This window comes from Paraburkholderia sp. IW21, from assembly GCF_041321145.1.
Taxonomy (GTDB): domain Bacteria; phylum Pseudomonadota; class Gammaproteobacteria; order Burkholderiales; family Burkholderiaceae; genus Paraburkholderia.
In genome coordinates, this window is record NZ_JBGGWA010000003.1 from 1 (window position 1) to 21,715 (window position 21,715).

The 21,715-nt window shown below is 61.3% G+C and carries 20 protein-coding genes and 2 pseudogenes; 9 read left to right on the forward strand and 13 right to left on the reverse strand.

What is annotated here, in order from left to right; genetic code table 11:
• The 11 genes and pseudogenes from ACAX43_RS07280 to ACAX43_RS07330 form a co-directional block, all read right to left on the reverse strand.
• A pseudogene (locus ACAX43_RS07280) lies at positions 1-120 on the reverse strand (IS5/IS1182 family transposase); the annotation flags it as partial.
• Positions 121-130: 10 nt separating this feature from the next.
• Positions 131-808 (reverse strand): hypothetical protein, encoded by a 678-nt coding sequence (locus ACAX43_RS07285; protein WP_370707746.1) that lies wholly within the window; start codon positions 806-808, stop codon positions 131-133.
• Between the two features lie 82 nt (positions 809-890).
• Complete coding sequence (locus ACAX43_RS07290) at positions 891-1,574, reverse strand: DUF4145 domain-containing protein (RefSeq protein ID WP_370707747.1); 684 nt, start codon at positions 1,572-1,574, stop codon at positions 891-893.
• A 55-nt stretch (positions 1,575-1,629) separates the two neighbouring features.
• Complete coding sequence (locus ACAX43_RS07295) at positions 1,630-1,917, reverse strand: hypothetical protein (protein WP_370707748.1); 288 nt, start codon at positions 1,915-1,917, stop codon at positions 1,630-1,632.
• Positions 1,918-1,985: 68 nt separating this feature from the next.
• On the reverse strand, positions 1,986-2,324 hold the full coding sequence (locus tag ACAX43_RS07300; protein WP_370707749.1) for a hypothetical protein: 339 nt from the start codon (positions 2,322-2,324) through the stop codon (positions 1,986-1,988).
• Between the two features lie 22 nt (positions 2,325-2,346).
• Positions 2,347-2,841, reverse strand: coding sequence for a hypothetical protein (locus ACAX43_RS07305; protein WP_370707750.1), 495 nt, complete (start codon positions 2,839-2,841; stop codon positions 2,347-2,349).
• Positions 2,838-3,065 carry a hypothetical protein gene (locus ACAX43_RS07310; RefSeq protein ID WP_370707751.1) on the reverse strand — a complete coding sequence of 76 codons (228 nt, stop codon included), beginning with the start codon at positions 3,063-3,065 and terminating at the stop codon, positions 2,838-2,840. The genes ACAX43_RS07305 and ACAX43_RS07310 overlap by 4 nt, the downstream gene beginning before the upstream one ends.
• Positions 3,066-3,300: 235 nt before the next feature.
• Positions 3,301-3,663 (reverse strand): type II toxin-antitoxin system PemK/MazF family toxin, encoded by a 363-nt coding sequence (locus tag ACAX43_RS07315; protein ID WP_370707752.1) that lies wholly within the window; start codon positions 3,661-3,663, stop codon positions 3,301-3,303.
• Positions 3,663-3,917, reverse strand: a complete 255-nt coding sequence (locus ACAX43_RS07320; protein WP_370707753.1) for an AbrB/MazE/SpoVT family DNA-binding domain-containing protein — start codon at positions 3,915-3,917, stop codon at positions 3,663-3,665. Before ACAX43_RS07320 ends, ACAX43_RS07315 begins: the two co-directional genes overlap by 1 nt.
• A gap of 161 nt (positions 3,918-4,078) precedes the next feature.
• Positions 4,079-4,774, reverse strand: coding sequence for a tyrosine-type recombinase/integrase (locus tag ACAX43_RS07325; protein WP_370707754.1), 696 nt, complete (start codon positions 4,772-4,774; stop codon positions 4,079-4,081).
• Positions 4,775-4,986: 212 nt separating this feature from the next.
• Positions 4,987-6,678 (reverse strand): annotated as a pseudogene (locus ACAX43_RS07330) (phage integrase family protein).
• A 466-nt stretch (positions 6,679-7,144) separates the two neighbouring features.
• Between ACAX43_RS07330 and ACAX43_RS07335 the strand changes: the two are divergent.
• The 3 genes from ACAX43_RS07335 (at position 7,145) to ACAX43_RS07345 (ending at position 9,971) form a co-directional block, all read left to right on the forward strand.
• A complete protein-coding gene (locus ACAX43_RS07335; RefSeq protein WP_370707755.1) occupies positions 7,145-7,414 on the forward strand; it encodes a MoaD/ThiS family protein in 270 nt (89 codons plus the stop codon).
• Between the two features lie 34 nt (positions 7,415-7,448).
• A complete protein-coding gene (locus tag ACAX43_RS07340; protein ID WP_370707756.1) occupies positions 7,449-8,594 on the forward strand; it encodes a WD40/YVTN/BNR-like repeat-containing protein in 1,146 nt (381 codons plus the stop codon).
• Positions 8,595-9,398: 804 nt separating this feature from the next.
• Positions 9,399-9,971, forward strand: coding sequence for a hypothetical protein (locus tag ACAX43_RS07345; protein WP_370707757.1), 573 nt, complete (start codon positions 9,399-9,401; stop codon positions 9,969-9,971).
• Positions 9,972-10,196: 225 nt separating this feature from the next.
• Here ACAX43_RS07345 and ACAX43_RS07350 read toward each other — a convergent pair whose 3' ends face one another.
• Positions 10,197-11,432 (reverse strand): citrate synthase, encoded by a 1,236-nt coding sequence (locus ACAX43_RS07350; RefSeq protein WP_370708297.1) that lies wholly within the window; start codon positions 11,430-11,432, stop codon positions 10,197-10,199.
• Positions 11,433-11,698: 266 nt separating this feature from the next.
• Here ACAX43_RS07350 and ACAX43_RS07355 point away from each other — a divergent pair, with 266 nt between their 5' ends.
• The 6 genes from ACAX43_RS07355 to ACAX43_RS07380 all read left to right on the forward strand — a co-directional run bounded on the left by ACAX43_RS07355 (position 11,699) and on the right by ACAX43_RS07380 (position 18,012).
• Complete coding sequence (locus ACAX43_RS07355) at positions 11,699-12,823, forward strand: cupin domain-containing protein (protein ID WP_370707758.1); 1,125 nt, start codon at positions 11,699-11,701, stop codon at positions 12,821-12,823.
• Positions 12,824-12,851: 28 nt separating this feature from the next.
• Positions 12,852-13,745, forward strand: a complete 894-nt coding sequence (gene dapA / locus ACAX43_RS07360; protein ID WP_370707759.1) for a 4-hydroxy-tetrahydrodipicolinate synthase — start codon at positions 12,852-12,854, stop codon at positions 13,743-13,745.
• A gap of 42 nt (positions 13,746-13,787) precedes the next feature.
• Positions 13,788-14,336: a hypothetical protein gene (locus ACAX43_RS07365; protein WP_370707760.1), complete on the forward strand. Its 549-nt coding sequence runs from the start codon at positions 13,788-13,790 to the stop codon at positions 14,334-14,336.
• A gap of 2 nt (positions 14,337-14,338) precedes the next feature.
• Positions 14,339-15,328 carry an ornithine cyclodeaminase family protein gene (locus ACAX43_RS07370; RefSeq protein ID WP_370707761.1) on the forward strand — a complete coding sequence of 330 codons (990 nt, stop codon included), beginning with the start codon at positions 14,339-14,341 and terminating at the stop codon, positions 15,326-15,328.
• A 308-nt stretch (positions 15,329-15,636) separates the two neighbouring features.
• Entirely contained in the window at positions 15,637-16,998 is a 1,362-nt protein-coding gene (locus ACAX43_RS07375; RefSeq protein ID WP_370707762.1) for an MFS transporter, read from the forward strand.
• A gap of 24 nt (positions 16,999-17,022) precedes the next feature.
• Entirely contained in the window at positions 17,023-18,012 is a 990-nt protein-coding gene (locus ACAX43_RS07380; protein ID WP_370707763.1) for a 4,5-dihydroxyphthalate decarboxylase, read from the forward strand.
• 1,234 nt (positions 18,013-19,246) lie between these two features.
• On the opposite strand, the gene ACAX43_RS07385 is transcribed toward ACAX43_RS07380, so the two are convergent.
• Complete coding sequence (locus ACAX43_RS07385) at positions 19,247-21,334, reverse strand: Na/Pi cotransporter family protein (protein WP_370707764.1); 2,088 nt, start codon at positions 21,332-21,334, stop codon at positions 19,247-19,249.
• Positions 21,335-21,715: the final 381 nt, after the last annotated feature.

Below are 21,715 nucleotides of genomic sequence, written 5' to 3' on the forward strand. Positions count from 1 at the left end.
GTGCGGCTCAATCAGGGCAATCAGCTGCGACCACGGCACCACGCGCCTCATCTCTTCGAGAAATTCCCGCTTGCGCGTGCGTTTCGTTGACAGATCCAGACCAAGGCCAAGTTGTGCCATCACTCACCCCTTAAATTCTCCTGCTCCCAGGATAGTCCACGCTCACGTCAATGCCAGGACTTTTGCAGACTTTCCCTAACATGTTTTTCTCCCGACCAAAGGAACTGTATGAGCCCTTGTCTGCTTTCGGCCGTACCAACTCGACGCTGACGAAATTGGTTCCCGGCAGCGGTACTGGCACCGCATCAAGCTGTTTCGCAGCGGTAAGTAAATGGACTGACTCCCGCTCGGCAGTCACCAATGCTCTCGCAGCTCGGTTTCGCTGTTGCTTCGCGTCCGACTTTAGGCTTTTGAACGCCGCGCCCTTGTAGTCCTGTGAGTTCTGCAGCAACAACCAAATTTCGGCGGTCATCCTATCGGCGAAGACAGGCGCATCCCCAACCAGCTTGCCTTTAATAAACAGGTGATATAGATCGTCGCTGGGCGGTTCTTCCTCAAGTAAGCGGTCCGATTCCAGTTTCGCATCCGCCAACACTTTCCCAGCATTTCTGCGCAGTTCGCTTGCTTCCGCTCTCAATCCTTTGACCACTGCCCCCTTGTAGCCGTCCGGTGGCTTTCGCTTCGCCAACCAAACCTCGGCGGCCGGTTTTTCCGTAAAAACAGGGGCGTGCGAGACCCACTTACCATGAAGGAAAACACCATAAAGCTCGTGGTCTGATCGCCCTTTGTGTTCTTTATGTTCCGGCATGTTCTTTCGTTCCTGTCGACACCATCAACCTCTGCCTGGAGCGTTGCTGCGAGCGATAGCCTCCAACAAGCCGTGTCCGTGGTTAGTCGAGATCGCGCTCGACGGCCTTGTCGTCATCAGAAACACGCCCCTTCGCACGAAGCACGGATAGTACCGTCTCACGGTCATCGTAAAAGTCATGCAGCAGACGCGCCGCGTATTCCTTGGCCGTTTGCACTTCTTCCGGTAATACCTTGCGCCATTCATCGTGCAGAACATCATTTCCAAGCGTACGAATTTCATCATGGGCACGCTTGCGTCGCGACGCAGTTATCACACCATCTTCAGCGGCCAAGTCAATTTGTTGCTCAAGGGGCGTTCCCTTTTTAAGCTTGTACCCGTTAGCCCGCAGCGTCTTGTCGAGGACAGATCGAAATAATGCAGCGGCAGCCCGATAGCACTTGACCTCCGCACACTCTTCACCTTCTCGAAACTCATTGACGATCCCGTCCGGCACGCTCGCAGGCAAAGTTTGGCGTTCTTCGGCTTCGGGGTAAAAATCTTCGAGCGTCGTGTGGCGTCCGTCGTTCAGTAGCGTGATCAATGCACCAGCGCCACATCCAGAGCAGCACGCCAGTCTGTAGGTTTCAACGCCCCCGCCTTCCAGCTGCCGGAACAGCTGCCCGTAGTGCCCACGTTGAGGATCGCCGATCTGGAACGAGGTTAGCGCACCGCTGCATGTCGGGCAATGCGCTTGCACGTGTCCATTTTGATTTATTGTCGCCATTCAATTTTCCCCCGCGAAACTGTCTTTTTGTTCAAACGGCCTTGCGGCTTTTCCGTTACGTCCGTTGATTGAACAGTGAGGCGTACTTCCCCGCATACGAGACGTGTAGTGCGAGTGCCGAAGACAGCGGTTTCAGCGTGCTGGCCACTTCTACCGGTAGACCGGCGCGTACCGCGTCACCTTCATCGCAAGCGGCGATGAAGTCTTTCAGCGTCGCATGATCGGGCAGAGTACACGCGACCTTGAAAGCGGCTCGGCGCTCTTCGTCTGTCAGCTCGTAACCAGCGACCTTGCCGAAAAGATCGACCAGATATTGCGACGCTTCCACCTCAATCTTGTCCATAGCGTTTCTGTTCATGTTGGTCCGCTTTTCCGTTGCATAGTCGCGACTTAAACTAGCGTCGAGTCAGTCTAGGTTAGGTCGTCGGGCAACATGTGACCGGTCCGCTGAAGATCGGCAATGAATGCTCCGATGTCTCGCGCGTAATAGGCATACATATACTCGTAGCTAGGATGCCCGTGCTCGATCACGACGCCCAGCAAATGGAATGTCATACCCGACGCACCCCAATGAATCTCGGGGTCACTGTAACCGACGAATTTGCAGTCGTAGTGCAGGTTAGGATCGTTAAATTGCTGTAATGCTGCGCTTTCGCTGGGGGCAGGAACAATGTACTCGCGAGTATGATTGTGCACATTGCGCGCGATGACCTTGTGAACTCGGACCCTAGGCATCCGTTTCTTTCCCATGATTTCTGTTTTCCTATCCCGTTCAGGCAGATGATTTCTCGTTGGACACGGCCACAAACGGGGGGGGATTTCGGTATCCAGCTACCAGATTCTCCAGTCCCCGAACGAGCACGTATACTGCTGCTGCGGCGACTGTCCACGCCGTTACGCCGTGGTCTTGAACCTGTCGTACAGACTGACTGATAACTGCTAATGCGAAGGCCATTTCCATCGCGCCGTAAAGATATTTAAGCCTCCCCTTCAACCAATACAGGAAAAGGGCTAAAGCGCAAAGACCAACGAATGCGAGATATTCAAAGTACGGCGAGGCAGTGATAGACGGTCGTAGAAGCAGCTCGCCTAGCCATGATAGCAACGCGGCCATGATCGGAGTCACACAAACTATGGCCATGCCAATTTTCACAAAAAACCATTGCCACAGCATCCTGTGTTGGACTTCGGGAGTTTGAGCGTTGATATTGTCAACGATACGGCCCAATGATCTTGCGTAGGCCTCGCGTTGTTTTTTACGGCTCATTCTAGATATTCCTTTGCGCTGTTTTCCGTTGTCAATAGCTCATCAGCTTCCCAGTCATCTACGCCGGGGTGAACTTCTATAGCGACCCACGTTCCCTGCGCGTCTTGCCCCATAACGAATACGAAGATTTTGAGCGGTATGACCGGCGGACAGATTTGCCCTTTGCCACGATGGCCGTGCCACATACACTGGATCTGGTCCGCCGCAGCGGCTGAGATCTTCACCTCCCTCACCTGCTCTGGTGGCACATACAAACCAAGCTCGACGCCGTGAACCTCGCTATGCGATTGCCGCGCTCGCAAGTTGCCTCTTCAACCCCTCGACGTCCGGCAAGCTGTTCCAACGATCCGGAACAAGTGAAGTTCAGGCAAATAACCTTGTGCAATCTACGCTCCTTCGATGTGAGTCAAAACGGTCCTTGCTCTTGGCTTGGTTTCTCCGGCGCGTAACCGGCTTTTCCTAGTCGCAGATTGCGATGATTTGGTTCAACTGTTCACACGCAGCCGCGAAAACATCATCAGGGACGCGCTTCCACGGATGTGCCTTTGCGCTTCGCGCTCGCCAGTCGAACGACTTGGGTTGGTGTCCAAGCACGTAGCTCGTGACGTTCTTCGGCCCCTGAAACTTGATCGCAAAGGGATTGGTGTCGTTGTATTGAGCCGTCGTCATCGGCAGTCCAATGACGATGCCCGTGCGTTCATTAAACGGCTTCGGCGACAGGACCAGCATCGGGTGCATATCCTTCATCTCACGGCCGACCTGCGGATTGCAATCAATCCAGATAATGTCGCGCCGATCCGGCACCCACAAAGCTCCCGCCATCAGAAAACCTCCGCACCAATACGACCCGTTGCCATCGCCTCACCACCGTGCGTGACCGGGTCAAATTTCGCCAGTTTCTCCGCGAGCGTGAGCTTGCGCGGACCAACGGGCTTCACAGTCACACCAACCTCATCAGTTGTCACTTCGACTTCCTGGCCAGCCTCAAAGTGAGCCGAGCGGGCGACGGCAGCGGGGATGCGGACAGCCAGGCTGTTTCCCCACTGCTGGATGGTAAGCGTTGCCGTTTTTGCCATGATGCGAGCCTCCATTAACGTATAAACAAGTATAGACGCGTTTGCAGATGGTTTCAACGCGTTTATACATTCGACCGTCCAACCTCCTTCAACGCGTCAGCAGCGACGCCCGCTGGCTGGCCTTAGTCATCCGGTTCTACCGGCGCGACGATGCGTCCGCTTTAGTCGAATCCGTCATCGAACGCGGCAACGGCTTCCCGTTGCTCCCGGGCGGATACTTCCAGATATGGCGAAAAAACGTGATCGAGGTGCGAATGACCGAACAGCAACTGCACCGTGTCAAGCGAATGGCCCTGTGCTACCAGACGGCTCGCGAAAGTCCTGCGCCCGCTATGGCTGCTGTGTCCTGCACCGAGACCAGCGGCACGGTACAGGCCGGTGACATAGCTCTGGAGGCTATCGGCCGCGAGGTATTCGACCGTCTCGCCATCAAAGCTGACGCGTCGCTTATCACTCAACTCGAATGCGCTGCCCTTTTGCGTGAGAATCAGCCGCGTGTGGGGCATGAGACCGCGATATTCCCTGCGATCGAGGGCAGCGCCCGCTCCGCGTTGATAGCGCCATTCAATGTAGCGGTCGAACGCGGCAATCGTGCGCTCGTGCGACAGGTAGATACATCGAGGGCGACAACCCTTCGTGATTGAGCCTCGCAAGCTGACTTCTTCGCGCCGTGCTCCTGATCTGGCGAGCACATCACGGATTTCGATGCGCGCGATTTCTGTGACACGCATACCGCATGTCACGCCAAGTAGAAGTATCAAGGTGTCGCGTTCGGGGAATTGGCGGGTCGCTTCGGTAACGCGCAGCAGATGGCGAAATTTGGCGGGGATAAGGACTTTGGCGCGTTTGGGTTCCATGTTTCCTGTCTCGGAATACGCTCGAAAATCGAGCCTGTTACGAGAGAAAAAACGTTGGGCGCTCCTTTCCAGAATATCGCCCCATGTGCCTCACATTTTCTCGGAAAATCCCCTGCACTGAAAGGACGTGAGCTTTCGGCCGGATCAAGTCGGACGGGTAAATGACCCGTCGGCCCCGTCGATCTCATCGCTCGCGATTGCCGTCCCGGTGATCATTTGCTCCCGAACGCCCCTGCGATCTGCTGCGTCCGCTTGACGTCATCGCCATGCAGGTAGATCGAGGTCGTCGAGATCGAGGCATGGCGGAGGTTGTCTCGCACGATGGTCAGTTCGGCACCGTGCGCGAGCGCATGGGTCGCATGGGTATGGCGCATCCAGTGAGGACTGGCCTGCTGCAGTTTTTGTGCAACCGCCGGGCTATCGGCTTCGACGAGGTCTGCGGCTCTGGCAAAGAACCGTTGCAGCACGTTCCAGAGCCGCGCGCTGGTGATGGGTACTGCACCGTCCTCGGCGAGACTCGCGATCAACGGCGTGTCCGGGCGCCAGCGGCTGGGCGTCACGGGTAGCCGGCGCTCGACGAGATGACGATCGAGCGCCGTGCGGGCGAGCGGTGGCAAGGCGACCCTGGCCGCCTTGCGTCCTTTCCCGACGACCTTGAGCCAGTGGTCGCCGCGCGCGTCGGTCTCGATATCGCCGAGCGTTGCGCCAACCAGTTCGCTCGCGCGCAGGCCCGTCGCATAGCCGAAGTCTAGGATGAAGCGCAGTCGCTGTGCCGCCTCGGGTGCCCAGCCGTATGACCACTCAAGGCCGTCGGCGATCGCCCGGATCAGCAGCCATTCTCCTTCAGTGAATACATGCGACGTGTCGAGCACGCCCGCGCGGGCGCTGCCCCGCACCTTGACGCCAGCAAACGGATTCGCGAGCAGGTACCGCTGCTCGATCAGCCACCGGAACAGCGCGCCCAGCACGGACAGGGCATAGGCGGTCGAGCGGGCCGACAGGCCGCCCGAGAACGGGCGCCAGTCGGGTGCACTGCGCGGCCGGACCGGTCCCACCCAGCGTTCCCGCGGCGTCGGCCGGCGCAGGAACGCGCGATAGGCGACGGCGTCCTCGGTGGTGAGCGACGACAGTGCCCGCCCACGCTCGACGATCGCCCACAGGATGAGGCGCTCGGCTTCCTTACGGTACGCGCGCTGCGTCGCGCCAGACTCGTGTAGCGACAGCCAAGCCTGAACGGCCTGGTAATCGTTGTCCGCATCGAGCGTGCAGGCAGCGCGCGATAGGCGCCGGCAGAACCGTCGACCTCGTGCGGTAGCCGCAGTTGCTCCCACGGCACGATCGCTGGCTGGCGAGACGGCGATGAGCGCCCTCGCCCGCTCCGTCAGCGCCGGGTGCGCGGCGAAGAACGCCTCGATGCGCCGCGCACTGGCGAGGCCAAGCCCGGGAATGGATTTCCACCACTGGCATCGGCGCGGAATCCGTACTGTCAGGTCTGCCAGCGTCGAGATGGCGTGCACGCGCAGGGTGGCGACCGCTCGCGCCGGCAGCCAGATGCCGATGTCATCACTGATCTGCGGAGTCGGCATGCGCGCGTGCCGCAGCACCTCGATCGCGTCTGCGACCGCCCTCGCTTCCCGTAAACGCTCACCTTCGGCGTGTTCAAAAACCGTCGCGAGGTCCAGCCGGCCCACCTACCGTGCGATTTTTCCCAGCCGTCGGCGAATTCCGCCAAGGACGCCGCGCGCCGACTGCCCTGCCCCGATGCACTCCGGCAGGTAGCGTTCCACAGCTTTGCGAACCGGCATGCCGGCGTACCAGGCGCGCAGCATGGCCAGCTCGTCAGCATCGGGAAATTCCACCGGGCGAGGTTCAGGCGAAGGTGCCGGGGTCAGGCGCGTTTTCATAGGCGCCAGTTTGGCACAACAATGCTGCTATTGTGATAATGATACTCATCTTAATGGGCCGGTCAGCAAGCATATTTGTGACCGGGACCTCACATCCTATGGGCCCATCGCCGGGTTCGTGAACGGTCGCTGTCGGGATGACTTGACTCCTCTTATCGTTAAGCTTGCCAGCAACGCGCAGCGGCGCACTCACACGCCTGCTGACGATGGTCAGGCATCGACCCACCCTAAACAGACCCCGACCGATGACGCCGCCGCGCCGCTCGGGCGGTTCGGCGACACACGAACCGAGCGCGCCGACCCTGAACGGCCATTCCGACTCGCGACCCCACAACTGCCGCGTCGGAGGCGCAATCTATCGTCCGCTGTATAGCGATGCCCCGAAACACACAGCGGATCGCCTAAACTACAGTACCAACGGACAGGACACAGCATTCCCGCGTGGCTACTCGCGGGCTCCCCCGCCATGGCGCACATCTTCTTCGCTGCTTCGATTCAGCGGCATATCGCAACGCCCGAGCGCGAAATCGACGCGCGCACGCTCGGCGAAGCGCTCGAAGCCGTCTTCGCCGCGCAACCTCGACTGCGCGGCTACATCCTTGACGATCAGGGTTCACTGCGGCGGCATCTCGCCGTGTTTGTCGACGGCCTGCCGGTGCGCGACCGACTCCATCTGTCCGATGCGCTCGGCGAGGAAAGCCGGGTTTACGTCGTACAGGCGCTGTCGGGCGGATAAGGTGGTTCCGTCGGTATTTGAGGAGACATTCGACATGAGCGACCGATTGCTTGTCGCAACCCGCAAGGGCCTGTTCGTTCTGCAAGCCGACGGCGAGAGCGGCTGGACGCTCGGTGAGCCGTATTTCGTCGGCGAGCCGGTAAGCATGGTGCTGCCTGATCCGCGCGACGGATCGCTTTATGCCGCGCTCAATCTCGGCCACTTCGGCGTGAAGCTGCATCGCCGGCGCGCGGGCATGGCGGATTGGGAAGAGTGCGCGGTCCCCGTCTACCCGCCGCAGCCTGCCGACGAGACGCGCACCGGTGACGGCGCGAACGCGAGTGCGGACAATGCGAGCGCCACCGCGCCCAGCGCCCCGCCGCCCTGCACGCTTCAGCAAATCTGGTCGCTCGAAACCGGCGGCCTGGACGAGCCGGGCGTCCTGTGGGCTGGCACGATTCCCGGCGGCCTCTTCCGTTCCGACGATGGCGGCGACACATGGGTGCTCAACCGTGCGCTGTGGGATCGCCCGGAGTGCCGCGAATGGTTCGGAGGCGGCTACGACGCGCCCGGCATCCATTCCGTGATGGTCGATCCACGCGAGAGCCGGCACGTGACGATCGGCGTGTCGTGCGGCGGCGTCTGGCAAACCGTCGACGGCGGCGCGACCTGGCGTGTGAGTGCCGAGGGCATGGAGGCCGACTACATGCCGCCGGAGCGGCGCGGCGATGCCAACGTGCAAGACCCGCACCGCGTCGTGCAATGCGCGGCAAACCCTGATGTGCTGTGGACGCAGCATCACTGCGCGATCTTCCGCTCGACCGATGGCGCGGCGCACTGGCAGCGGATCGAAGCGCAGCCATCGAGCTTCGGCTTCGCGGTTGCCGTGCACCCGCGCGAGCCGGACACCGCGTGGTTCGTGCCCGCCGTGAAAGACCAGTGCCGGATCCCGGTAGACGGCCGGTTCGTCGTCACGCGCACACGCGACGGCGGCCGCACGTTCGAGCATTTCTCGAACGGGTTGCCGCCGGCACCGGCGTATGACCTCGTGTATCGGCACGGGCTCGTTGTAGATGACTCCGGCACGCGCCTCGCGATGGGGTCGACCACTGGCGCGCTGTGGACGTCCGACGACGGCGGCGAAAGCTGGCATTTGGTTTCAACGCATCTGCCGCCTGTTTATTGTGTTCGGTTTGGATGAGAGCGCTGGGCGGCCTAGACGCGAGCCTGCCCGGCTCCGCGCCCTTCAAATGTAGTCGTGAATTGATCCGCGATTCCGCTGAATGCACAGTAGTACTTGTCATCCTGTCCAACTCTGACCCGTAGCACGAAGAAACCAGCGCCCGAAGCACAACAGGAGTCGATTCCGGCGCGTTCAGATTCCCCATTCGCAGGTCGCCCGCGCAATCCATCATATCAATAGGAATGCAAAGCAAATTGAGCGTGCAAATCTTCCAATGGCGGGTTGACGCTGGTTCGTCGCTGACCTATATTGGCCAATTAGTTCGATTGGGTCCTGTCGTCATGGCAATAAATACTTACCCACGTCGAACCGAGCGGGTACTTGTACCTGTCCTTTCGACTCCCTCGTCCACGCCCCACGCACCGTTCACGTTTTCGTATGACGGAAGGTTCAACAATGGGCGATGAAATCAAACGTGACCCGATTTTTCCGGCAACCTGCGTTCGCTGCGGCGGCAGCGTTTCGGAGGCGGTTTCTTTCTGTCCGCATTGTGGCGCGCATGCGTGGCTTGCGTTCGGCAATCGTCCGTGGACGAAGAAGCCCGATGCAGCCGCGCCGCGCGCAGCGCACGCGCGTGCGCACGTTCCGCATGACAAGCTGCGGTGGCCGTCGCAGTCGAGACCCGTATTCGCGTCGGCCTATGCCCATCCCCACGGCGACACGCGCCCGCATTCGCCTGGCGGTGCCCGTCCTTGGCGATTGAAAGCGAGCGTAGCGCTGGCGCTGCTGGCAGGCGTGGCCCTTTGTGTTGGAGCGGTACTGTTGCACCAGGATGACTCCGCCACGCGTGAACAGCAGACGACGTCGAGCGCGGTGGAAGGCAGCGTCACGACAAACGGCGTGAGCCACGCTAACCACGGCTCCACGCCGCCGCAGGTGCCGATGATGGTCCAAGGCCCCGGGGCAGCACAAGGCTCGATCACGCCGCAAAGTCCGACGGCGGTGCAAGACCCGGCGAGAACCGCAAGTGTCGCGGCAGCGGCGATCGCCTCTTCGGCTGCGCCTGCTGCAAGTGCTTCCTCGGTGGCGTCCGCCCAACCCGTTGCGCCTGCAATCCCCGATCGCGAGACACATTCGCAGGACGAAAAAGCCTCGTCACCGAGCTCGTCAGCGAGCAACAAGGGTTATCGCGACAGGAAAGACAGGCTGATGTCGCTCGCGCTTGCACGAGCGCACAGCGGTCTCGAGAAAAATGATCTGGCTATGGCCCGATCAGGGATCTATTGGGCGCTTTCGTTGCAGCCGGGCAATAGTGAGGCACTCATGCTGAAGCAGGATTTGCTCTCGCGGAAAACGGCGCGTGATGCGGGGTTGAACGCGGCTCGCACCCGGTAATCTCCGCTCACGATGACGATCGATAACTCATCTATTCGACCTGCTATCCGATATCCGTGGAGAACGACCCGAAAACGCCCGGGTCGCCTCCGGAACGCGATCGGGCGGACCGACCACCGACATGAACGAGCCGACATGGCCTCGCGCGTTCGAGCAGCGCCTGCAACTCGGCGCGTAACGCCGATCAGGCACGCCTATCCGGCACACACGACATTCACGCGCGCGTTACATGCGCAAGCCCGCGATGTACTTTGCCCGTGGCCGTAGCAAGAAGGCCTGCGCGCGTTGTTCCAAAACATGCGCGACCCAACCGGCAGTACGACTGATGATCCAGATGGCCGTAGCGGTGCCGTCCGGCAGTCCAAGGGCGCGCGCCAGCACGACGAGTGCGATTGCCACGCCCGCATGCATCGACAGTTTGTCTTCGGCGAGTGCGAGGAATTCCAGCGTTGGGGCAGTGTCCGGCGTCGCATGCCGGAGCGCGCGCACCTGTTCGAGAACCAGATTGGCGCGCACGTCGCCCGCCGGATACAACGGATGGTTGAAGCCGAAGAGGCTCGCGCCGACTTCGCGAACCAGTTGCAGACGAGCGATTGGATCGGCGTGGGAGACGTCGTGCAACAGCAGGGTCTCCACTTTCTCGGTTGCGGTACCTGTCGAGAAGCCGACGTGCGAGCCGATCGCCGCTGCGATGCAGTTGTAGAGGTCCGCATTTGTCGACGCCGCGACGCGCGCGGCGAACGTGGCCGGGGCGAGTTCGTTGTCGGCGAGCACGGTGAGCGCGCCGTTGACGGCAAAGACGGCATCGGGCGTGCAGGTGCCCCCCGCCGCGCGCAGCAGATAGGCCGCAAGGCTCTCGCCGCGCTCCCGCATCACGAACGCACGTTCGTTGCTCAGGAAGCCGAGGCAGCCCGCCATCGTCTGCATGATGAGGCGCGCGGCCTGCACGGCGCTGCCGTCGGAGATTTCTGCGGCGCCGCGCCCTTGCATGCCTAGCGCGAGCGGCACCATCCCGAGCAGATTGGCGATGTCGCTGCCCTCCAGCTTGCCGGCATACGCGCCGAATAGCGGCAGCACCGTTTGAGGCGTGTCGAGCACGCCCCATGCGGTGACGCCGTCCTGCCAAACGCCCGTCATCAGCAGCTGCGAAACCGATTCGAACGATGAGCCTGCCTGCGCCATCTCGACGGCCGATTTGTTACGGTACAGCGGCCCTTGCGGCGTGATGTGCGTAATTGCCGATGCAAGCACCGGCTCGCCCCAGCGCATCGTCGATTCCGCCGCGGCCGCCTTCGGCATGCGTCCGCGCTTGCGGCTGCCCACGCGTTCGACGTCGGCGCGCACGTACAGACTGCGCCGGCCGTCGTCGTGCGGCGCGGTGCCGATCATCCCGCGACTCACGTAGGAGTAAAGCGTGGCCGGCTTGATGTTGAGTCGCGCCAGCACTTCCTCGCGGGTCATCAGATCTTTGGTCGTCATGAAATCAATATAATCAATATAAATTCGCTATCGAAGCGTAGATGACGTTCAGAAAAAAGTCTACAAAATGCCGAGATTACGGGCTCTTAATCAATTTTTCAGCGCAGCATGGAAACTTGGCTTATTTTATATTGATTTGAAATATCAATCTTGATTGATAAACGGGTGCGGAGTAATTTTCAGTCCTCGATTTCATTCCCGCACCCGTCCGGCTCCGCTTCGGATGGTTGCCTTGAGGAGACTTTCCGATGCATGACCTGAGACGCGAATTCGGGCCGGCGCAAGCGAGCTTCGTCGATCAGACGGGCCAGCGTCCCCGCGACAATCATTACTGGGCGCCCGTCATCGTGAGCCGCGAGCAGATTGACGCAGAAGTGGCGCGTCTTGCCGCTTTGCCCAGGCCGCAGGACGGCCGCCGTCATTCGTTGATCGTTCATCCGTCCGCGCGAGCGGGTTCGCCGGGACTTGCGCCCGGCATTCAGGTGTCGTTGCAGGTGCTGCTGCCGGGCGAATCCACCGAGTCGATGCGGCACAACGCAACCGAGGTGAACTTCTGCATACGCGGGGGCGGTTCGACGCGCGTTGCGGGCCGCACCATCGCGTTCCGTCAATACGATGTCTGGAATCATCCGGCCTTCGTCGCCTACTCGCATAAGAACGACACGAACGACATCCAGGTGCGGCTCGTCTATTCGAACATACCGCTGCTGCAGCACATGGAGGTCTATGTGCCCGAGTTCGGTGTCGAACTCGAAGCACCGACTGAAACGGTAACCGCGCATGCAAGCGACGACCCGAAGCGCCGTAATCCGTTCGGCACGTTTCCGATCGGCGACGAGGGCGGTCTGCTGATGCCGTACGAAACGTTGATCAATCCGCAGGTGGTTGAATCGCGTCCGCTGCACTTTCCGTGGCAACAGGTGAAGAGCGAACTCGACAAGCTCGAGGCGCTCGGCAGCGAGTACGTTGGCCGCCGGCTGTACATGATGTACAACCCGGTAACGGGCCGCACCAACGGCATCACGCCGAATTTCTTCGCGACAATGACGATCCGTCCGCCGAAGATCGTCGACCGCCCGCATCGCCATGTGTCCTCGGCCATCAACTACTACTTCTCAGGCTCCGGCTACAGCATGGTGGCAGGCAACCGCTACGAGTGGAAAGCCGGTGACCTGATGCTGTCGGCGCCCGGCTGGGCCGTGCATAACCATGCATCGTACGACGACTACGTGTACGAGCTGACCATCCAGGACCAGCCGCTCAACATCTACATGCAATCGTTGCTGTGGCAGGAGAGCCTGAAGGAGCCGCCTGCGCTGCTCGGTACGCAGACCGGCTTTTCGACCAATCGCGCGAACTCCAAGGCCGCGTGAGCGGCGTCATCGACAAGGAATCCGAACTATGCGCGATATCTCATGGCTGAAGGGCTCGATCACGCCCATCGTCACGCCCTTCCGCAACCAGGCGGTTGATTACGAAACCTATGCGCGGCTCGTCGACTGGCAGATCGTCAACGGCGGGCACGGCGTGCTCGTCAACGGCACGACGGCCGAACCGAGCCTGCTTACGGTCGCCGAACGCAACCGTCTGGTCGACGTGGCCGTCGAGGCGGCAGCGGGCCGTGTCCCGGTACTGGCCGCAACCGGCTCGCAATCGCATGCCGAAACCGTCGAGCTGACGCAGCACGCCGACAAGGCCGGCGTCGACGCGATGCTGGTGGTCACGCCCTACTACATCCGACCGCCACAGCGTGGCCTCGTCGAGTATTACGCAGACATCGGCGCGCGCACGGATCGGCCGCTGCTGATTTATCACATCCCTGGGCGCGCCGCGGTCAGCATGGATCTCGCTACCGTGAAGGCGATCCGGGAACGCGTACCGAACATGGCCGGCATGAAGCACGCGGTCAACGACATGGGCTTCGTGACGCACATGCTCGACGCTTTCGGGCCTGAATGGCGCGTGTTCGTCGGTCTCGAAGAGCTCAGCTATCCGATGCTCGCGGTCGGCGCGTGCGGCCTGATGAACGCGGTCGGCAATCTGGCGCCACGCAAGGTCGCCGATCTGGTCGAAGCCGTCGAGCACGACGACTATGCGGCGGCCCGCAAGCTGCACTTCGCGCTCTTCGAGCTGAACCAGTCGGTGTTCTACGACACGAATCCCATTCCCATCAAGTACATGATGAAGCGTATGGGCCTGATTCCCGCTAACGAGCACCGGCTGCCGATGATGGCCGCCACGCGTGAACTCGAAGCACGACTGGATGGCGTGCTCGATCGCGCCGGCTTGCTGTGAGCGCGCTCCGATGACCCGAGCGACAACGATCCGGAGACAACGATGAGCGACAGGATCCCAAGGCTGGAGATGGCCGAGATGCGGCCTGATCTGGCCGCCTATCTGACGCCCCGCGTCGAGCGGCTGCGCTATCTCGGCGAGCTGTTCAAGTGCGTGGGCCATGCGCCCGACGTGACGCTGCATTTCATGCACTTCACCGATGCGCTCAAGCACGCGTTGCCCGACCGTCTGACGGAGCTCGGCGCGCTGACGGTGGCGGGCTACATGGAGAATCGTTATGAGCGTCATCAGCACGAACGGTTGAGCGAAAAGCTCGGTTTTCCGCGCACATGGATCGCGCAGGTCAACCGGCTCGATCCATCCGCCGCGACGGAACTGAGCGACGTCGAAAAGGCCGCGCAGACCTATGCACTCAAGGCGCTGCGTACGCGGGCGCTCGATGCGCAGGCGGAGTTCGACACGCTCGCGAGCCTGCTGGCGCCCGCTGAGGCAGTCGCGTTCGTGATGCTGATCGGCCGCTACGTCACGCACGCGATCGCCGTCAATACGCTGGGGCTCGAGCCGCCTGTGCCGTCCATTTTCGAGGGCTAACTATGAACGCGACTAGCACACCCGTGTGGATTTCAGAACAACAGATCGTTTCGCTGATGAACCTTTCCGGCGCCATCGAAGCGCTCGAAGACGGGCTCGCGCAACAGGCGAGCGGGACCGCGCGGAACATGGGCAAGACGCACGTCGCCTGGGGGCATAACAATCTGCACGCGATTGGCGCGGCGTTTCAGCAGGCCGGAATGGCCGGTACCAAGACCTGGGCGCATACGGAAGGCGGCGCATGTCCGCTTCTGATTCTTTTCGATAGCGCGAACGGCCGGCTCAAGGCGATTCTCGAAGCATTTGCGCTCGGCCAGATGCGCACCGGCGGCATTTCGGGCGTCGCCACCAAATGGCTCGCGCGGCCCGATGCGGACGTGCTCGCGCTGATCGGTACCGGCAAGCAGGCACTCGCGCAACTCGCGGCGGTCGCCGCGGTGCGACGCCTGAAACTGGTGCGCGTGTACAGTCCGACGCCCGACAAGCGCCGCGCGTTCGTCGAACGGGCACGCGACAAGTTCGATATCGAAATCGTCGAAGCAGGTTCGGTGGAAGCCGCTGTCGCTGACGCGCCGATCGTCACGACAGTGACGCGTGCCACGGAAGCGTTTCTGCCGGCATCGGCGCTTGCGTACGGCACGCACGTGAACGCGGTGGGCGCGATCACGGAAGAGCGAATCGAACTTGCCGACGATGTGTTCGCCCGCTGCACGCGCGCCGTGGTCGACGATCTCGGCGCGGCAAAGCGGCTTTCGACGGAATTCGCGCGCGCCTACGGCGCGCGGGACAGCTGGGACGAGGTGATGCCGCTCTGCGACGTGGTCGCGCAACGTCTCGCGCGCACGGCATCCGACGACATCACGGTGTTCAAGGCGATGGGCATGGGCGTGTCGGATCTCGCGCTCGGCCTGCGTCTATACGCGCTCGCGAGCGAAGCCGGGTTCGGTACGCCGCTGCCGCAACCGCGTCGCGAGCCACCGCACCTGAACTGACAACGCTTTTATCCCGGCAGCATCGCGCGTGCCGCTTCGTGCGCGGGCCCGCTCACAATCGGTTTGCGGTGTCCTGGCAAGCCGGTTTGGAATCCGAATAAATAGACACACGAATACAATAACTTTGGAGACTCGATAGTGAAAAAGCGCCGCAATCTCGCCACGTTCACCATGCCATGCGCCGTCGTCCCGGCCGCCCTTGCGCAAAGTTCGGTAACACGCGATGGCATTACGCACGTGACGACGGACAGCAACCGGACCAGCGCAATGGCCGGCATCCAACACATCTTCTAAGAGCGGAGAAAATCATGGCTCAACATAAAGTGTCGATGCCCGCTAGCCGCATCGATGTTCGTCAGGAGCTGGAGGAAGCACGCCTCGGCGGCTTCCACATTCGCCTGGGTATCCTGATCGCGCTGATCCTGCTGTTCGATGGCTACGATCTGTACAACTCGGCGTATATCGTTCACTACGTGGCGGGACCGTGGGGTCTGTCGCCGGTACGTATCGGCATCATGCTGTCCAGCGGGCTTGCCGGGTTCGCCGCGGGCTCGGCCGTCAGCGGACTGCTCGGCGATCGCTTCGGGCGCCGCAAGATCCTGTTGCTCGGCTGCTGGGGCTCCGGCGTAATGAGTCTCGCGATCGCGCTGTTCGCGCACGATCTCGCGTCGTACATCGCGCTGCGTCTGACGATGGGGCTCGCACTCGGCCTGCTGATGCCGCTCGCCATCACCTACATCAACGAGATCGCACCGACGCGCTCGTCCAACGTCTTTACGATCGTGTTCTTCTCGCTCGGATGGGTGAGCGGATCGTCGTCGGCGGGGCTGATCGCGGCGTGGCTCACGCCGCATTACGGATGGCAGAGTCTTTACTACGTCGGCGGCATTGCGCTCGTGTTCGCCCTGGCGATTCAGTGGTGGCTGCCGGAATCGCCGCGCTTTCTCGCAAGCCGCGGCCGTTGGGAAGAAGTGAAACCGCTGCTCTACAAGCTGCGTCCGGAACGCGCCGCGGCCTATGACGTCGGCGAGTTCGCCACGAGCGGCACGCTTTCGAATAAGAGTCCGCTCAGTCTGCTGCTGGCGCGCGATTACCGGCTGCGCACATTGAGTTTCTGGGGTGCCGGCGCGTTGAGCCTGTTCTCGGCTTATGGTCTGTCGGGCTGGCTGCCGACCATCATGCTCAAGCGCGGCGAGAATCTGTCGGCGAGCTTCGCATACGGCTCATTGTTCGCCGGCATGGCGGTGGCGGGCGGACTGATTGCGGGTTTCGCCGCCGACGGCGTCGGCGACCGCCGCCGGGTTCTCGCGCTGTCGTATCTGCTGGGCGCGGCAATGGTCGCGTTGCTGGCCTGGGCGACCGACCGTACCACCACGCTCGTTGCCGTGGCCGGCGCGGGCGCATTCGTGGTCGGCTCGCAGATGGTGCTCAACAACCTCGTCGCCTCCGCTTATCCTACCGAGATGCGCGGGACAGGCGTGGGCGTGTTCCTCGGGCTGGCGCGCGTCGGCGCGATGTTCGGGCCGGCTGTGGCCGGCATCCTGCAGCAGTGGTCGGGCGGTCCCGGCATCATGTTCGCCGCGATCGGCGCGGCCATGCTGATGACGGCTGCGCTGGTGCTGACTGTGAGCCCTTCGCAACCGCATGCCGTCGTGACCAACGCCCATTGAATTTCCGTTTCTACGAGAGCCACTATGTCCAGACTGTCCTTGAGCCTCGCCATCAGCGATTACGACCACGTGCGCGATCTGGTGACCGGGCGCGTGCAGGCCGAAGGCATCGAGTTATTGCCTTCGGTGCTGAACGTCGAGGAGATTTTTTATCGGACGACGCATTTCCAGGAGTGGGACATCTCGGAGATGTCGTTCGGCAAGTATTCGTCGCTGCGCTCGCAAGGCGACGACCGGCTCGTCGGCTTGCCGGTATTTCCGTCGCGTTCGTTCCGGCAGTCGTCGCTCTACGTGCGCCGCGATGGTGCCGTGACACGTCCCGAGGATTTGCGCGGCAAACGCATCGGCATTCCCGAATGGGCGCAAACGGCCGCGATCTATTCGCGCGGCTGGATCGCGCATTCGCTGGGCATTGCGCTCTCCGAAATCGAATGGGTGCAGGCCGGCGTGAACCAGGCGGGCCGCAAGGAAAAGGTGAATGTGCAGGTGCCCGAGGGTGTGTCATATCGCTCGGAACCGTCGCATTCGCTGACGTCACTGCTGCTCGACGGCAAAATAGATGCCGTGCTGAGCGCGCGCCCGCCCGAGCCGGGCAGTGAGCGCGCAGGCGAGATCGTGCGGCTCTTTTCCCAATTCGCCGACACAGAGCGCGAATACTACGAGGCGACGCGTATCTTTCCGATCATGCACCTGATCGTGCTGCGCCGCGAGACCTTCGAAAAGCATCGATGGATTGCGGGCAATCTGCTGAAAGCTTTTGAAGAAGCGAAGCGCAACAGCCTGGATCGCCTGAGCGATATCACCTGTTCGCACTTTCCGTTGCCGTGGATGCCGTCGCGCGTCGCCGAAGCGCAGGCGCTCTTTGGCGCCGACATCTGGCCGTACGGGCTCGAGCCAAACCGCACGACGCTCGAAGCGTTCCTCAAGTTCGGCTACGAGCAGGGCGTGTGCCATCGGCTGCTGAAGCCGGAGGAATTGTTCCCTGCTGAAACGCTCAGCGTGGTGCGCGTATAAGCGCGAAGCGGGAAAGGAGCGAAGCAGCGACATGAACGGAAGCCGCCGATGACCACGCTGCGCAAGATGGGCAGTTTCTTCGGCGGCGGACGGCGTGTCAGCGTGACGGGCGTGCGCCTTATCGGGTAACGCTCACTTCGACATCGACGCGCGAGTACGATCCGAACGGCGGTTACCGGATTGAAATGGACGGTGCTACAACGTCTGCCCTGCCCTGTTCCCGTGTGCGCAGTTTCACGCTCACGCCTTCCAGCTCGATCTCGTTCCGACTCCCTTCGAAGTTGGCCGACCGGCCCTCGCCAGTGAATGATTTATTGCGGTCTGTGTGAACGGACGCCATTCGCGCCATACATCCATCGTGCCTCCACGACGCGAAGAGAGTCGTAGAATATTGCTGTGGATCGTTTTCCGGCGCCCTCTTCGAGCGCCCGACCGGCAACGGTTACCTCGCACGACTTAGTCGACGAATCGAACCGGTGTTTGGCCGTCCCGAACTGACGAGCCGCATCTACCAGGTCGAGCCTAAGGAGACGATATGAACGCAGTGTGCCCGCTGCACGGGCCAACGAAAATCATCCGCACGAATGCATACGGGTTTCCGGTCTATGCGTGCTGCTGCGACGACGTGCCCTATGTGACGCCCCCGGATGCGTGTACGAGGGCACCGACGCAACGCGGACGTGACCCGCAACCCGAACAACCGAAGACGACGAAAGAATGATACCGACCAGCAAGCCTGCTGCCGCTGTGGTGACCGGCAGTCCGCAGTATGCGGTAGTCGGACGACGCCCGCGTGAGCCACTTCATCGGGTCGTATAGATCATCGCCGACAGCGCGCTGCAGCGGATTGTCGACGATTAACCCGCCGGTCATTAAACGGACTTAGTACTGGCGAGTTCCATTTGCGCATGCAGCCAGGCAATCATCGGGAAAAGGCCTCGTCGGTGTAGCAATCAGCATTGCCGGAAAGGGTGTCGCCACGTGATTCGCACAGCATGTCGGGTCATGCGGGCCGTACCGACCCAAGGCATTATGCTCGTGGGCTCGATAAAGAAAAACGCAGTAATGTTTTTCACGAGACCAAAAAACTTTATATTCCCTCAAGAGCAATCGGTCTGAACAGTGCCTCCGGCGCGGACATCGTGAAAGCCACCGCGCCAGTGAGCGGGGGCGGGTTTTCACCAAGAGGCATGCGAACGGCCGCTTATCGGTGGCGTGAGCGGGCATCTGATGATCATCGATTTTTAAAAGCGAAAACGATAACCAGGACTGCTATGAGCGCCGCAAGCCATTTCAGGCTGTCGATAAGCTTGCTGAGCTTCGCCACCAGTGCACCCATCGCATTTGCCTCACTAATGGGTGTGTGCTGCTGCCCGTCCCGTAAGCTGTCGCCTGGCTCGGGGGGGCGCAAACTGACTTTCCCCAGATCGAGTGCGAGATGCACGAGGTATCCGACCGCTACTTCCGGCGATTCCGTGGCACTGTTTTCCCTGCCCGGCCTGAGGAACAGACACGACTCATCCGGCAAATCAGCAAGGACCGGCCGCAACATGTATACGTCCCTCAGACACAGGCCAACTTTGACCGCGGTGAGCCGGCCGGCTTCCACGCCCTGGATGAGCGCCTTCATGCTGCTTTCCGGTACGAGGCAAGTCGCCCACCACTGATCCGGTTCCTGCATCTCCCCGTCCGCGCGGTTATAGCCCAGCCTTGCCACCCCCAGCGGGACGTCCGAGAAAGTAGTCCCCAGTTCGTCTTGCCATTCTCGCAGGCCTTGCCGGTCTGCAGCATGGATTTCCCTGGCTGCAAAGGAAACCTGGACCTTGCGCGTGCTGTTCCCGGGTTCACCAATAATCGACAGGCGAACGTCATCGAAGCAGGCGGTCCCGCGAACGTTGGTGGAAAGCGTGGATTGCGTTTCTCCCTCTGTGGGCTCTAATTGTTGAACGATCTGGAGATCCTGCAGGGTTAGCCATAATGACCGGGCCGGGTAATACGTCTTCGTCTTGCCATCGGCCCCAACTTGCTCGAGCGAGTGGCCACTGCACTCTTTCACAATTCCACGGCTCTCCTCGCGACAGGCCAGGTCCACTTTCTCACCGAGGCGCGGATGCGGGGGCGCCCCAGGCTGCCGGGCATCCGGAGAGGTCCGATAAGGTCTGGCCGCGCTGTTCAGGCTGTCCAGAATATCGTCACGCGTCCGGATCTCCACAATGAGCTTTCGCTCGTGATCTGTCGGTGCCGCACGCGTGCCCGCCAAGATCTCGTCAAAGTGATCTGAGAATCGAAGTCGCGTGGATGCCGCAGTCTCGGGCGTCTGTGCCGGAATCTGCTTCGCAGTGGGATCGAGGTAAGGCGGCCGTTGCGGATCGGCGACCGCCGCGACTGAGGGCAACAATCGGTTTAACAGATTCGCATAGAGGGGAAGCAACGGCAGAAAGGCGCAGGCGAAAACCAGGTTGAACAGCGTATGAAAATCCGCGACCACACGCGCATTGTCCGGTTCCATGGTGACCATGAAGCGGCCGATCGGTCCGAGCGCTGCGAGCGCCACCACAACACCGGTTAAACGCGTAAGCAGGTTTCCGACCGGGAGCCGCTTCGCTACGGGATCGTATGGTGCCGTACCTGCCAGCACGGGATTGATGGCAATGCCGAGGTTCGCGCCCATCACCAGAGCAAACGCGGTATTGGGCGGAACCACGTTCCGCGCGCAAAGCGAGGTGATGAGCAAAACGGCCGCGACGTTCGAATCCGCGGCCCACGTCAAGCCGGCCGCGAGCAGAACATCGACGATGGGTGCGGTGGAAGCTGTGCCCAGCAGCATGCGCAGGCTGGGGGCATCCTCGTAGTCGGTCATCAACTCGAGCAGATGATGCAGCGCGAGCAGCATCAGGCCGAGACCAATGAACATGCGTCCCAGGTCGTGCGCACGCGTGTTCGATACCTTGCGGAACATCAGCGCGCCGACAAGGATCAAGGCCGGCGAAACCGCTGCCGCGAGGTCGAGTGAGAGTACCTGCACAATCAATGTCACACCGACGTTTGCGCCCAGCATTACCGCAAGGGCCGGGACAAGCCCGGCGAGGCCCTCACTCGCGAAGCCCTCGATCATGAGCCCGGTCGTCGCGCTGCTTTGCAATACCGCCGTCACGCTCATTCCCGCCAAAAAGGCCGGGAAGCGTCCGCGCAGCGATTTGCCGAGAAGCGATCGAAGACCGGCGCCGAATGCCCGGTGCATGCCGGTCTGAACCATCTGGGTGCCCAACAACAGCAGCGCAATGGAGCCTGCGAGATCGATCAGCGTGAACGTCGTTATCATGAATCGAACTCCCCCTGGCCTCCAATCGTTGCACGTGCAACTTCGCCACCGCCCATTAAGCGGCTGAGCGTCACGGCGAATCGACGCAGGCGACTCGAACCCGTTTGAGTATGGTTGACCCTCAACTATCCGGCGCGTGGCTCGCACGCAGCGTTGTAGCTGCAAAAAAGTGCCTGACCGCATCCTTGATCAGTCTAACGCGCGCTCTGCCGACCGTTGGAGCGGAAAACAACAGTTCTTTACGGATTGCCGCATTCCGCATCGGTGCCTGTCGGTGCGGCACCCGTAAGGCCGCAGCGTGGTATTTTCGACAGGAATTACAATGCCTGATAAAACCCGGCGATATTGCATCACCGCCGGCTTCGACTGATGTGCGAGAGA